Genomic DNA, 13,047 nt, shown 5'->3' with positions numbered 1-13,047 from the left:
GGCCGGGGCATTTCCAGCCTCGGCCCCGCCCGTCTGCTCAGTTCTCGCCGAGCAGGCCCTTCATCTGCTTGATCTCGGCGCTCTGCGCGGCGATCACGTCGTCCGCCATCCTGGTGGCCCGACTGTCCCGGCCCTTGGCCTTCTCCGTGTTCGCCATCTCGACCGCGCCCTGGTGGTGGGCGATCATCAGGGTCAGGAACTTCTTGTCGAAGTCGGCGCCCTCGCTCTTCTCCAGCGCGGTCATGTCGTCGGCGCTCATCATCCCGGACATGCCCGCCATGCCGCCGTGGCGCGAGTGGTCCATGCCGGCCATCGGGGGCTCCTCGCCCCAGGACTTCAGCCAGCCGGTCATGGTGCGGATCTCGGGGTCCTGGGCCTTCTCGATCCGGGCGGCGAGGGCCTTCACCGCGACGGAGGAGGCGTGGCCGGGGGCCAGCCGGGCCATCTCCAGGGCCTGCTGGTGGTGCGGGATCATGCCCTGCGCGAAGGTGACGTCCTGCGCGTTGTAGGCGTCCGCCGTGGCCGACGCTGCGGGGGCGCCGTGGGCCGCGTGGGCGCCGGTGTGCTTCTCCCCGCCGCAGGCGGCGAGGAGGACGACGGCGGAGACGGTGGCGACACCGAGCGCGGCACGGCGGATCGCGTGGGAGGTGGTCATGCTTGAACTCCTGCTGGTGAAAGGGGGTCTGGGCACACGTGGGGACGGCCGCGCTTCTCGGGCGCGCGGTCGTGGGTGCCTCTAGATCCGCAGGAGTTGGAGTTCTGCCAGGGAGGGCGGTGCGCGGCCGCCGTCCGGCGCGGTGGCGATACGGGTGCGGGGATCGCCGCACGGTTCCGGTGCGCCGCCCGGGCCCGCGAGCGGTTCCGGCAGCGTGGGCCCGTCGTTCACGGCACCGGAGGCGCAGGTCGGGTCGGCGTGATGGAGATGGTGGCCGCCGCAGTGGCCGTCGGGGCAGTCGTCGGGCGCGTCGATGACGACGCCCGCGTGGACGGCGTGGGCGTGCTCCGGGTGCCCGGTGCCGCCGACGGGTGCCAGCGCGTGCATCCCGAGCAGCCCGGCCAGCACCGCGAGCACGAGCAGCGTCAGCGAGCGCCGCAGGGGCGGTCGTGAGGTGCGCTGGTGGGCGGTGCCGGGCATGCCGGTCATCCTACGAGCGCCCCTCGCGCGGGCCGCGGCGGGACTCGCCGTTCAGCTCTTGGCCGGCCCCCGGTGCCGGGGTTCGTGGTTGCGGGCGACGATCGAGGCGTTCAGGCAGGTGGCGTACGCACACCAGGCCGCGTAGGGCAGCAGGGTGGCGGCCGCTTTGCGGTCCGTACGGGCGACGCGGGCGAGGAGGCGGATGTTGCTCGCGTCCAGCAGGAGGGTGCCCGCGAGGCCGGCGAGGGGGCTGCGGAGCCGGAAGAAGAGGTTGCTCCAGCCGGCGTTCAGGGCGAGGTTGGCGGCGAACTCCCCGGCGAGGGCCTTCCGTTCGGGGCCGCGAGCCGCGTTCAGGGCGCGGCCGCCCGCCACGGCGACGGAGGCGTACAGCGGGGTCCAGACCGCGCCGAACGCCCAGGGCGGCGGCTGCCAGTCGGGGGTGTTCAGCTCGCGGTACCAGCGGGCGTCCGGCCGCGTGGCCCGCGCCCCGGCGACCGCCGTCGCGGTGACGGCCCCGGCGCAGAGCGCGTAGGGCACCCAGCGGTGGCGGGGCGCGCTCTGAACTGCGGTCGGGTCGAGCGGTACGGCGGGGGTGCGGTCGGACCTCGCGCCGGCACTCCGGGTGCCCTTGGTCAACGCGGCTCCGGCACCCCGGCCCGCCTTGCCCGTGCCGCTCCGGCCGGCCTTGCTCGCGGCACTGCGGTCGCCCTCGGTCATGCCCTCCCCGCTACCCCGCTCCCCCTCCGTCACGCCGCCCCGAAAGGGCCGTTCGCCCACGCCCACGACGCCCCGGCCGCTGAGCCGGAACAGCAGCACCAGGGACGGCACGATCAGCAGGCCCGCGACGATGGCGACGCCGACGACGACGGCCAGGGTGGCGTTCGGTGCGGCGGCCTCGGTGATCGAGAGGTGGGTGCCGAGGAGGTACGGCGTCTGGGCCACGCCCCAGCCGATGACGACCAGCGCGACCGCGCCCGCCGCCGCCACCCGGGTCCCGACGGTCCGCCTGGCCCACAGCAGCGCCAGTCCGACCAGGCCCCCGACGGCCGCGAGGACCACCAGGGGCAGCGCCGGACCGCTGAGGCGGTCGAAGAGCCGCGGCGAGTCGGCCTGGAGGACGAAGATGCCGGCGATGCTGACCGCGCCGGTGACCGCGCCGGCGGCCATCGCCCGGTCGCGGTAGTACCGGTAGAGCTTGTGGTCGTCGCGGTGCAGCGCCTCGACGGTCAGATAGGTGGCGGCGAGATAGGAGCAGGCCAGGACGGCGAGGACGCCGCCGAGGATGCTGGAGGGGTTGACCCAGCTCGAGATCGCGTCGCCGTTGCCCGCCGTGGGCACGCGCCCGGAGGCGAGGCCGCCCGCGATGGCGCCGAAGCAGTACGGCGTCAGGATCGAGGACAGCGCGAAGGCGGCGCCGTACAGGCGTTGCTCCTCGGTGCGGACGGTGGCCTTGCGGAAGGCGAATCCGGCGCCGCGCAGGACGATGCCGAGCAGGGCGAGGACCAGCGGGATGTAGAGGGTGGTGGTGATGGCGGCGAAGGCGGAGGGGAAGCCGGTCCACAGGACGACGAGGCAGTAGATCAGCCAGGTGTGGTTGGCCTCCCAGACCGGAGCGAGGGAGACGTCGATCAGGTGGCGTGGCTCGCGGCCGCGTTTGGCGCCGCCCGCGATCAGGTCCCAGAAGCCCGCGCCGAAGTCCGCCCCGCCGAGCACCGCGTAGGCGACGACGCCGATGAAGAGGAATACCGCGACCAGCTCGGCCATTTACAGCACCTTTCCCTCGGAACGCTCGCGCCGGGAGCCGGGGGTGGCATCGGGGCCGTAGGGCACGTGGACGTTCTCGTCGCCCTGTTTCCGCCAGCGTCGCTTCATCGACAGCAGGACCCAGATGGCGCCCGTGCCGACCGCCGCGTAGAGCACCAGCACCCCGGCGAAGGTGGGCCAGAGGTTGCCCTGGGTGGTCACCGCGTCTCTGGTGCGCAAGAGCCCGACGACGATCCACGGCTGGCGGCCGACCTCGGTGACCACCCAGCCGCTCTCCAGGCTGAGGATGGAGACGATGCCGCACAGGGAGGCGGCGCCCAGGAACCAGCGGTTGGTCTGGAGGGTGTTCCGGCGCTTCCACCACAGCCACACGAACCAGGCGGCGACGGCCAGCATCAGCATGGAGGTGCCGACCATGATGTCGAACGCCCAGTGCACGATGTTGACCTGTGCGGTGGTGGGTCTGATGTCGGCGGGAATGGCGTCGAGCCCCTGGATGCGGGTCGAGGGTTTGAATCCGGCCAGGAGGGAGGCCACCCAGGGCACAGAGATGCCGTAGCGCGCCTCACCGTCGATGAGGACGCCGCCGAGGGTCTCGGGGACGTGGGTGCCGGTGGTGGGCAGCAGCTCGATGGCGGCGAACTTGGCGGGTTCGTCGTCGAAGACCTGCCGGGCGATGGTGTCCCCGACGAAGATCTGCACCGGCAGGGCGACGGCGGCGGTGATGAAGCTGATCAGGAAGCCGAGCTTCTGGTAGTGGCCGCGCCGGCCCCGGATCATGCCCACCGCGTAGACACTCGCCACCACGAATCCGGCCACGATGTAGGCGGCGAGCAGCATGTGCCAGAACTGGAGCCAGAAGGCGTTGTTGAAGAAGACCTCGCCCGGCCGGACGTCAACCACCTTGCCGTTGCGCATGGTGATGCCGCCGGGCTGGTTCATCCAACTGTTGGCGGCGATGACGGCGCCCGCTCCCCCGATGCTGGCCAGCGCCACCGGCACGCCCGACCAGAAGTGGGCCCAGGGGGGCATGCGGTCCCAGCCGTAGATGTAGATGGCCACGAAGATGGCCTCGAGGAAGAAGAACAGGCCCTCGATGGCGAAGGGGAAGCCGAACGCGGCGCCGTAGGTCCCCATCAGTCCCGGCCACAGCAGACCCAGTTCGAAGGACAGGACCGTTCCGGTGATGGCGCCGACCGCGAAGAGCAGGGCGGCCACCTTCGACCAGCGCCGGGCCAGGACCAGAGCGGCCTCGTCGCCCTTCCGCAGCCCCCGGTAGTTGGCGATGAGCATCAGGGAGGTCAGCGCCACGCCGAAGGGCACCAGGATGATGTGGAAGCCCAGCGTGAAGGCCATCTGCTCCCTGGCGGGCAAGAGCTGGTCCGGCTCCGCGGCTGCGGCCAGGAGCATGGGATACCTGGCCAGGTCGACCGTCAACATGGACGGGCCCTCCTCTTCGCCGGTTCAGCCGCTCTCAGGCTGATCTGTCACTATTTCGCCCAATGTAACGATTGCGGATGCAGCGCGTTCTCGCCTGTGGACAGAGCCGCTTCCGCTAATTCGCCGCGTGCTGAGCATGAGCCCGGTGTCCGGCGGTAACAGGTGTCTGCACAGGCCGCTGCGAGCGAGGGGGAGCCGTTGTTCTACCACTTGCTGAAGTACGTACTGCTGGGCCCGGTACTCCGACTGGTCTTCCGCCCCCGCATCGAGGGCCTGGACCATGTGCCGGAGTCGGGCGCGGCGATCATCGCCGGGAACCATCTCTCATTCTCCGACCACTTCCTGATGCCCGCCATCCTGAAGCGCCGGATCACCTTCCTCGCCAAGGCGGAGTACTTCACCGGGCCGGGGCTCAAGGGCCGGCTGACGGCGTTCTTCTTCCGTAGTGCGGGCCAGATCCCGGTGGACCGTTCGGGCAAGGAGGCCGGGCAGGCGGCCGTCCGCGAGGGTCTGAAGGTGCTGGGCCGGGGCGAGCTGCTGGGGATCTATCCCGAGGGCACCCGCTCGCACGACGGGCGGCTGTACAAGGGGAAGGTCGGGGTCGCCGTGATGGCGCTGAAGGCCGGGGCTCCGGTCGTGCCCTGCGCCATGATCGGCACCTTCGAGGCCCAGCCGCCCGGCCGGAAGATCCCGAAGCTGCGCCCGATCACGATCCGCTTCGGCGAGCCGCTGGAGTTCTCCCGCTACGAGGGGATGGAGGACGAGAAGGCGGTCCTGCGGGCCGTCACCGACGAGATCATGTACGCCGTGCTGGAACTTTCGGGCCAGGAGTACGTGGACCGCTACGCCGCCGAGGTGAAGGCGGAGGCGGAGGCGGCGAAGACCCGCCGGTTCGCCCGGCGGCACTGAGCCACGCGGGAACGCCGGAAGGGGCGGCCGGAGATCTCCGGCCGCCCCTTCCTTGTCGCTGCCAGCCGTTACGGCTTGGGCGTGGCGTGCGGAGCGCAGGTGACGTCGGAGCTGTCCAGCTCACCGGTCAGCAGGTAGGCGTCGACCCGCTCGTTGACGCACGGGTTGACCAGGCCGGTCACACCGTGGGAGCCGGCGCCCTCCTCGGTGATCAGGCGCGAGCCCTTGAACCGCTGGTGCAGCGATACGGCGCCCTCGTAGGGAGTGGCCGCGTCCCGCGTGGACTGCACGATCAGCACGGGCGGCAGGCCCTTGTGGGTGCCGACCTCGACCGGGTTCTGCTGCTTGGCGGGCCAGGTGGCGCAGGGCAGGTTCATCCAGGCGTTCGCCCAGGTCATGAACGGGTAGTCCTTGTTGAGCCGGGTGTTGTCCCGGTCCCAGGTCTGCCAGCTCGTGGGCCACTTGGCGTCGGCGCACTCGACGGCGGTGTAGACCGCGTTGCCGTTCTCCGCGGAGATGTTGCCCGCGGTGTCCGACAGGTCCGGCGCGGCCGCGTCCACGAGGGCCTGGGTGTCACCGGCGACGTACTTGCTGAACGCCGTGGCGACCGGCACCCACGAGGAGTCGTAGTACGGGGCGCTCTGGAAGAAGGAGATCAGCTCGGCCGGGCCGACGACTCCGCCGAGCGGGCTCTTCGCGGCGGCGGCGCGCAGCTTCAGCCACTGCTCCTGCACGGCGGCGCGGGTGGTGCCGAGGTGGAAGGCGGCGTCGTTGGCGGCGACCCAGTACTGCCAGTCCTTCCAGCGGCGCTCGAAGGCGATGTCCTGGTTGAGGTTGGCCTGGTACCAGATGTTCTCGCGCGCCGGGTCGACCACGCTGTCGACGATCATCCGGCGGATGTGGCCCGGGAAGAGGGTGCCGTAGACGGCGCCGAGGTAGGTGCCGTAGGAGACGCCCAGGTAGTTGAGCTTCTTCTCGCCGAGCGCGGCCCGGATGACGTCCAGGTCTCGGGCGGTGTTCGGCGTGGTCATGTGCGGCAGCATCGCGCCGCTGCGCTCGGCACAGCCCTCGGCGTACTCGCGGGCGATCTTGCGCTGGGCGCGCTTGTCGGCCTCGTCGCGGGGCACCGGGTCGGCCTTGGGCGCCTTGACGAACTCCTGCGGGTCGATGCAGGAGATGGGGGCGGAGTGGCCGACGCCGCGCGGGTCGAAGCCCACGAAGTCGTACGCCTTGGCGGTGTTGGTCCACAGCGCGCTCTTGGTGGTGACCCGGCGCGGGAAGCGCAGGCCGGAGCCACCGGGGCCGCCGGGGTTGTAGATGAGAGCGCCCTGGCGCTCCTGCTTGGTGCCGGTGTTGCCGATCCGGTCGACGGCGAGCTTGATCTGCTTGCCGTTCGGCTTGGCGTAGTCCAGCGGTACGGAGACCCAGCCGCACTGGATGGGCTTCTCCAGCCCCCAGTCGGCGGGGCAGTCCTGCCAGTCGATGCCGGCCTTGGCGGCGCGGGCGGCGGCCGTGGCGGCGCCGAGGGCCTCGCGGTCCTGGCCGTGGCGGCTGTCGGCGCTGGCCGCGGGCGCGGTCACCGCGCCGGCTATCAGCGTGGCGGTGACGAGCGCACCGGCCGAACTCAGCGCCAGCAGACGGCTCTTCGGCTTGTTCTCCCTCAAGGGGTCCCCTCCCCGTGACTTCACTGCGAGTGGTCAGGCGGGGAATCCTCTCGGCTGTGAGCCGTCTGAGAACAGGGTTGGTCGACCTTCTTTACCAATCCGATAAACGGATGGTCAGTTCCGATCGGCGGTCAGTAGCGTCAGCGCCTCGTCCAGGCGGCGCCGCAGGGCGAGCGCGTCGGGCGCCACGGCACTGACGAGGACCGCCGGCCCGGCGAGCGGCATCAGGGCGGTGCCCTCCCCCAGCATCCGGGCTTCCGCCGGGCGTTCCAGCAGCTCAGGTGCCACGAGCACCAGTTGGCCGACCGAGCGATGCCCCCCGAGCACAGCAGGGCCGTCCCAGCCGCCCGGTGCTCCGGGGCCGCAGCACAGCTCCTGGTCGAGCAGCGTGGCGCCCGCGAGGCGGACGGTGAGCCTGCTGGTCAGCCGCCCCGGCTCCTCCCCGGCCCGCCCCAGCACCTGCTCCTCGCGCAGCAGAAGCCGTGCACCGGGCGCGAGTTCAGCGCGCGTGGTGACCCGCAGGTCGCTGCCCCGGGCCGAGATGAGCTGCTCGGGCAGCCAGTGGAGCTCTCCCCCGGCGGCCACGTCGAGCCGTACGTCGTAGCGGGCCTCGCCCTTGGCCTGGCCGGGCAGCGCAAGGGTGGCGGCGGCCGAGCCGAGGTGCAGCCGGGCGCCCTCCCCCACCCGGACCTCGATGGAGAAGTGGTCGCCGCCCAGCGGGCCGCTCATGGCGCCGACCAGCAGGACGCGGGCCTCGGTGCCGTGGGCGCGGGTGCGGCGCGGGGCCAGCGGGCCGTCGCCCTCCAGCACCGGGAGCGCGGTGCCGCCCCGGCCGTCGGCGCGGGCCTCGATCCGGGCGCGGGCGCGGACGCCGGTCGCGGTCACGCCGTCCACGCGGCGAGCCGCTCGCGCACCCATCCGGCCACCTCGCCGACCCCGTTCTCGACGCGCAATGTCTGGAACACCACGGGGAGTTCGGCCCGCTGTGCCTTGGCGTCGGCGGCCATCCGGGCGAGGTCGGAGCCGACGTAGGGAGCGAGGTCGGTCTTGTTGACCACGAGCAGGTCGGCGGTGGTGACGCCGGGGCCGCCCTTGCGCGGGATGTCGTCGCCGCCGGCCACGTCGATCACGAAGATCTGGGCGTCAACCAGGCCCTTGGAGAAGGTCGCGGTGAGGTTGTCGCCACCGGACTCCACCAGGATCAGGTCGAGCGGACCGACGGCGTCCTCCAGGTCCTCCACGGCTTCGAGGTTGGCCGAGATGTCGTCGCGGATGGCGGTGTGCGGGCAGGCGCCGGTCTCCACGGCCGTGATCCGCTCGGGCGGCAACACGGCTTCGCGCAGCAGGAATGCGGCGTCCTCGCGGGTGTAGATGTCGTTGGTGACGACGGCGAGGGAGAGTTCGTCGCGCAGCGCCCGGCACAGCGCGGCGACGGTGGCGGTCTTCCCCGAGCCGACCGGGCCGCCGAGCCCGATGCGCAGGGCGCGCCGGTCGCCGTCGGGGCGGTGCGCGTCGGCGCTGACGGCTTCCGGGCCGGTGTGAGTGTGGTCGAGATGCATGTGCGGCTCCAAGTGCGTTGCGTTCGGGGCCTCTAGGAGGCGAAGAGGCGGACCGGCCAGGCGGCGTGCGCCTGTGCGCCGATCTCCAGCAGGGGGGCGGACGCGGCGGGCAGGGCGTCCACTCCCTCGGTCACTGCGCGCCGGGCGGCGTCCACGGCACGGTCCGCCACCTGGTCCAGCTCGGGCGCCAGCCGGGCGAGGACACCGGTGGCGTCGAACGGGTCGAGGCTGAGCAGCCGTACGGTGGCCGTCGCGGGGCCGCTCACGCTCTCGTACAGCGCGCAGTACGCGGCGTCCAGCGGCTCGAGACCGGCCGCCCGGGCGGTGAGGCCCACGACGACGGGCTGGTGGGCCCCCTTGGGGAACTCACGTGTCAGCGCGTCCAGTTCGGGCGACGGCCAGGTGGCGCGCGCCGCCCGTACCCATTGGCGGCCCAGCCGCCGGGCGGCGGTGCGCAGGGCGGGTGACGGGGTACGGGCGTCGGCGGCCGCGTCCAACTCCCTTGCGGGCATGCCGAGTACGGCCGCTGCCGCGAGGGAGGCGGCGACCAGGCCGGTGGTGTGCAGGCGCCCTCGGCAGAAGTGCTCCAGGGTCGCGGCGTCGGTGATGCGGCCCGCCTTGACGGCCGCCTCCGCCCCGCCGGAGTGGGCGTGCCCTCCGGCGGGGAAGCGGCCGTCGGCCAGGACGAGCAGTGCGGCCCTGGACATCAGAAGAGGAAGTAACGCTGGGTCATGGGCAGTTCGGCCGCCGGTACCGCCTCGACCAGCTCGCCGTCGATATGTACGGCGAAGCTGTCCGGGTCGATCCGTACGTCCGGCATGGCGTCGTTCTCGCGCAGATCGGCCTTGGTGACCGCGCGGGTGGACTGGATCGCCACGAACTCCTTGCCCAGGCCGAGTCGTTCGGGCAGACCGTCCTCGATCGCCAACTGCGAGACGAAGTTGAGGGAGTTGGCGGCCGGGGCCCGGCCGATCGCGCCGAACATCGGGCGGGGCAGGATCGGTTGCGGGGTGGGGATGGAGGCGTTGGCGTCGCCCATCTGCGCGTAGGCGATCTGGCCGCCCTTGAGCACGAGCAGCGGTTTCACTCCGAAGAACGCGGGCTCCCAGAGCACCAGGTCGGCCAGCTTGCCGGTCTCCACCGAGCCGATCTCGGCGGCGAGGCCCTGGGCGAGCGCCGGATTGATCGTGTACTTGGCGACATAGCGCCGTACCCGGTGGTTGTCGGCGCGGCCGTCGCCGGGGAGCGCGCCCCGGCGGCCCTTCATCACATGGGCGGTCTGCCAGGTGCGCAGGATGACCTCGCCGACGCGGCCCATGGCCTGGGAGTCGGAGGAGATGATCGAGATCGCACCGAGGTCGTGGAGGATGTCCTCCGCGCCGATGGTGGACGGCCGGATGCGGGACTCCGCGAAGGCGAGGTCCTCGGGCACGGCCGGGTTGAGGTGGTGGCAGACCATCAGCATGTCGAGGTGTTCCTCGGCGGTGTTGACGGTGAACGGCCGGGTCGGATTGGTCGAGCTGGGCAGCACGTTGGGCTGCGAGACGACCGTCATGATGTCCGGCGCGTGCCCGCCCCCGGCACCCTCGGTGTGGTACGAGTGGATACCCCGCCCGGCGATGGCCGCGAGGGTGTCGCCCACGAAACCGGCCTCGTTGAGGGTGTCGGTGTGGATGGCGACCTGGATGCCGGTGCGGTCGGCGACGGTGAGGGCCGCGTCGATGACGGCCGGGGTGGAGCCCCAGTCCTCGTGCAGCTTCAGACCGACGGCGCCGCCCCTGATCTGGGACAGCATCGCCTCCTGCGAGACGGTGTTGCCCTTGCCCAGGAAGCCGACGTTGACCGGGTACGCCTCCATCGCCTCCAGCATCCGGGCGAGGTGCCACGGGCCCGGTGTGACAGTGGTGGCCTTGGAGCCCTCGGCCGGGCCGGTGCCGCCGCCGACCAGGGTGGTGACCCCCGAGGACAGCGCCTCGTCGGCGATCTGCGGGCAGATGAAGTGCACATGGGCGTCGATCGCACCCGCCGTGAGGATGCGCCCGTTGCCCGCGATGACCTCCGTCTCGGGGCCGATGACGAGGTCGGGGTGGACGCCGTCCATGGTGTCGGGGTTGCCGGCCTTGCCGATGCCGGTGATCCGGCCGTCGCGGATGCCGACGTCGGCCTTGATCACGCCCCAGTGGTCCACGATGACGACACCGGTGATCACGGTGTCCGGGGTGCCCTCGGCGCGGGTGGCGCGGGACTGGCCCATGGACTCGCGGATGACCTTGCCGCCACCGAACACCGCCTCGTCACCGGAGGCGCCGGGGCCGCCGGAGCGGTCCTCCTCGATCTCGATGAGGAGGTCGGTGTCGGCGAGCCGGATGCGGTCGCCGGTGGTGGGGCCGAACAGGTCGGCGTAGGCGGCGCGGGAGATCTCAGGCATCGAGGGCGCCTCCGGTCTCACCGCGCAGTCCGGGCACGATCCGGGCGCCGCCGAGCGGGACCAGTTCGACCTCGACGGGGATGCCGGGCTCGAAGCGGACGGCCGTACCGGCGGCGATGTTCAGCCGCTTGCCGTGCGCGGCGGACCGGTCGAAGTCCAGGCCGGGGTTGGCCTCGGCGAAGTGGTAGTGGGAGCCGACCTGGACGGGCCGGTCGGCGGCGTTGAGGACGGTGAGCCGGGTCGACTCGCGGCCCTCGTTGCAGACGACCGGGCCGTCCGCGAACAGCACCTCTCCGGGAATCATCGCGGGCCCCTCAGACGATCGGCTCGTGGACGGTGACCAGCTTGGTGCCGTCCGGGAAGGTGGCCTCCACCTGGACGTCGTGGATCATCTCGGGAATCCCGTCCATCACGTCGTCCCTGGTCAGCACCTTGCGGCCGGAGGACATCAGCTCGGCGACGGTCCGGCCGTCGCGGGCGCCCTCCAGGATGTGCGACGTGATGAGCGCGACCGCCTCCGGGTGATTGAGCTTCACGCCGCGGGCCCGGCGCCGCTCGGCCACGTCGGCCGCCACATGGATCAGCAGTCGCTCTTGCTCGTGCGGGGTCAGTTGCACGTCCCACCTCACAGTCCTCGCTCCGGACCGTGCGGGGCCCGGTTGCCGCAGCCACGACTCGGGGCCGGCTCGTGGCGAAAACCCCTGGTGGCGTGGGAGCGAAGGCTAGTTCGCCGGCGTTTCGGCGACGTTAACCGGCGGGCGCTCGGCGCGCCTCGGCCGTCAGGTGGTGCCGCGCCCGCGGTGCTCGGCGGCGATACCGAAGCGCTGCCGCTCCTGCGGCGCGGAGGCGGAGACCTCACGGACGCCCGAGACGGAGCTGATCACCTGCTCGTCCTGCTCCGCCGCCTGGGCGTCGAGCGCTTCGAGACGCTCCAGGTCGGCGGCGGACACCAGTGCGACGAGCGGCTTGCCGTGCCGGGTCACCACGACCCGCTCACTGCCGTAGACCACCCGGTTGATCAGGTCGGCGAGCTCAGCCCTGGCTTGTGTCACCGGAATCTCGTAGGCCATGGCCCCATTCTAACGTGACGTACGTCCTGTACATTTTTTACAGAAGCGGGGTCGCCAGTGGTCCCGCCGCTCAGGAGGGGTGTGCCATGACCCGATCGAACGCCCGACAGGTCCTGCCCGAGTTCACCGAGCACGACGGAGGCGTCCGTCGCACTCTCGACCCGTACTCGAAGCTGTTCGAACACCGGATCGTGCTGCTGGGCACGCCGCTGGACGACGCGGCGGCCACGGATGTGATCGCCCAGCTCATGCAGCTCGAACACGCCGCGCCGGACCGGGACATCACGCTGTACCTGAACTGCCCCGGCGGCGACTTCCACGCCATGACGGCGGTGTACGACACGATGCGCTACGTCGGCTGCGACGTGGAGACCTACTGCCTGGGCCAGGCCGTCTCGATGGCCGCCGTGCTGCTCGCGGCCGGGGCGCCCGGCAAGCGGTTCGCACTGCCCGGCTCACGCGTGGTGCTGCGTCAGCCGGAGCTGGCCGAGCCGGTGCAGGGACAGCCCAGCGACCTGGAGATCAAGGCGGCGGAACTGGTCCGGACGCGGGAGCTGATGGAGGAGCTGCTCGTCCGGCACACCGGCCGGGACGCCGCCACCGTCCACGCCGACCTGGAGCGTGAGCGGGTGCTGGACGCCACCGGCGCCCTGGAGCACGGCCTGGTCGACGGGATCGTGGGCGCCCGCGAGAACCTGCCCGGCGCCCGCTGAGCCGGCCGTGCTGCCTGAGGAGCTGCCGCCGCTGCCCGCGCTGACCCGGGCCGAGGGCGAGCTGATCGACCGTTACCTGGAGGCGGCCGACCTGCTGGGCCGGATCAACCCGGCCCGGCACGGGGACACGTACCGGGCCCTGAGGGCCGCGCAGGCGCTGGTGCGCACGACGGCCGCGCTCCGCGACGCGCTCGCACTGATGCACGCACGGGGCGAACGGGAGCTGTACGGGGGCACGCTGGCCCACGCGCTGCGGGTGCTGGACGGCGAGCGCCGGACCGCGCGCGTCGCGCTCCCGCCCGATGGTGTCGGCTGACCCGGACACCCGCGCCGGCCGGACAGCGCCCGGCGTGTCGTCCGCCCGA

At 72.1% G+C, this 13,047-nt stretch carries 15 protein-coding genes; 3 read left to right on the top strand and 12 right to left on the bottom strand.

The annotated features are described in order from the left end of the window. Positions 1-37: 37 nt before the first annotated feature. The 4 genes from OG448_RS26615 to OG448_RS26600 form a co-directional block, all read right to left on the bottom strand. The gene (locus OG448_RS26615; RefSeq protein ID WP_405557473.1) at positions 38-655 is read right to left on the bottom strand and encodes a DUF305 domain-containing protein; all 618 of its coding nucleotides are present in this window, start codon (positions 653-655) and stop codon (positions 38-40) included. 81 nt (positions 656-736) lie between these two features. After that, positions 737-1,135, bottom strand: a complete 399-nt coding sequence (locus OG448_RS26610) for a DUF6153 family protein (RefSeq protein ID WP_405557471.1) — start codon at positions 1,133-1,135, stop codon at positions 737-739. 51 nt (positions 1,136-1,186) lie between these two features. Then, entirely contained in the window at positions 1,187-2,899 is a 1,713-nt protein-coding gene (locus OG448_RS26605) for a cytochrome d ubiquinol oxidase subunit II (protein WP_405557469.1), read from the bottom strand. Beyond that, entirely contained in the window at positions 2,900-4,339 is a 1,440-nt protein-coding gene (locus OG448_RS26600; RefSeq protein WP_405557467.1) for a cytochrome ubiquinol oxidase subunit I, read from the bottom strand. A 198-nt stretch (positions 4,340-4,537) separates the two neighbouring features. Between OG448_RS26600 and OG448_RS26595 the strand changes: the two genes are divergently transcribed. Further along, positions 4,538-5,248 carry a lysophospholipid acyltransferase family protein gene (locus OG448_RS26595; RefSeq protein ID WP_405557466.1) on the top strand — a complete coding sequence of 237 codons (711 nt, stop codon included), beginning with the start codon at positions 4,538-4,540 and terminating at the stop codon, positions 5,246-5,248. A 68-nt stretch (positions 5,249-5,316) separates the two neighbouring features. Here the strand turns inward: OG448_RS26595 and OG448_RS26590 are convergent, their stop codons facing one another. The 8 genes from OG448_RS26590 to OG448_RS26555 all read right to left on the bottom strand — a co-directional run bounded on the left by OG448_RS26590 (position 5,317) and on the right by OG448_RS26555 (position 11,969). Continuing rightward, entirely contained in the window at positions 5,317-6,912 is a 1,596-nt protein-coding gene (locus OG448_RS26590) for an alpha/beta hydrolase (protein ID WP_405557464.1), read from the bottom strand. Between the two features lie 114 nt (positions 6,913-7,026). Beyond that, the gene (locus OG448_RS26585) at positions 7,027-7,830 is read right to left on the bottom strand and encodes an urease accessory protein UreD (protein ID WP_405557462.1); all 804 of its coding nucleotides are present in this window, start codon (positions 7,828-7,830) and stop codon (positions 7,027-7,029) included. Next, a complete protein-coding gene (ureG, locus tag OG448_RS26580) occupies positions 7,794-8,471 on the bottom strand; it encodes an urease accessory protein UreG (RefSeq protein ID WP_405557460.1) in 678 nt (225 codons plus the stop codon). The genes OG448_RS26585 and ureG overlap by 37 nt, the downstream gene beginning before the upstream one ends. Before the next feature lie 32 nt (positions 8,472-8,503). Further along, positions 8,504-9,178: an urease accessory protein UreF gene (locus OG448_RS26575; RefSeq protein ID WP_405557458.1), complete on the bottom strand. Its 675-nt coding sequence runs from the start codon at positions 9,176-9,178 to the stop codon at positions 8,504-8,506. Further along, complete coding sequence (locus OG448_RS26570) at positions 9,178-10,899, bottom strand: urease subunit alpha (RefSeq protein ID WP_405557457.1); 1,722 nt, start codon at positions 10,897-10,899, stop codon at positions 9,178-9,180. The genes OG448_RS26575 and OG448_RS26570 overlap by 1 nt, the downstream gene beginning before the upstream one ends. Next, the gene (locus tag OG448_RS26565; protein WP_391297971.1) at positions 10,892-11,203 is read right to left on the bottom strand and encodes an urease subunit beta; all 312 of its coding nucleotides are present in this window, start codon (positions 11,201-11,203) and stop codon (positions 10,892-10,894) included. Before OG448_RS26565 ends, OG448_RS26570 begins: the two co-directional genes overlap by 8 nt. 10 nt (positions 11,204-11,213) lie before the next feature. Beyond that, on the bottom strand, positions 11,214-11,516 hold the full coding sequence (locus tag OG448_RS26560; protein ID WP_031181897.1) for an urease subunit gamma: 303 nt from the start codon (positions 11,514-11,516) through the stop codon (positions 11,214-11,216). A gap of 162 nt (positions 11,517-11,678) precedes the next feature. Beyond that, positions 11,679-11,969, bottom strand: a complete 291-nt coding sequence (locus OG448_RS26555) for a type II toxin-antitoxin system Phd/YefM family antitoxin (protein ID WP_405557454.1) — start codon at positions 11,967-11,969, stop codon at positions 11,679-11,681. An 86-nt stretch (positions 11,970-12,055) separates the two neighbouring features. Here OG448_RS26555 and OG448_RS26550 point away from each other — a divergent pair, with 86 nt between their 5' ends. Then, positions 12,056-12,682 carry an ATP-dependent Clp protease proteolytic subunit gene (locus OG448_RS26550; RefSeq protein WP_405557452.1) on the top strand — a complete coding sequence of 209 codons (627 nt, stop codon included), beginning with the start codon at positions 12,056-12,058 and terminating at the stop codon, positions 12,680-12,682. 7 nt (positions 12,683-12,689) lie between these two features. Beyond that, positions 12,690-12,998, top strand: a complete 309-nt coding sequence (locus OG448_RS26545; RefSeq protein ID WP_405557451.1) for a hypothetical protein — start codon at positions 12,690-12,692, stop codon at positions 12,996-12,998. Positions 12,999-13,047: the final 49 nt, after the last annotated feature.

This window comes from Streptomyces sp. NBC_01171 (genome assembly GCF_045039805.1).
GTDB lineage: Bacteria > Actinomycetota > Actinomycetes > Streptomycetales > Streptomycetaceae > Streptomyces.
Note: the sequence above shows the minus strand (reverse complement) of the source record. Positions and strands in the feature narration are given on the sequence as shown.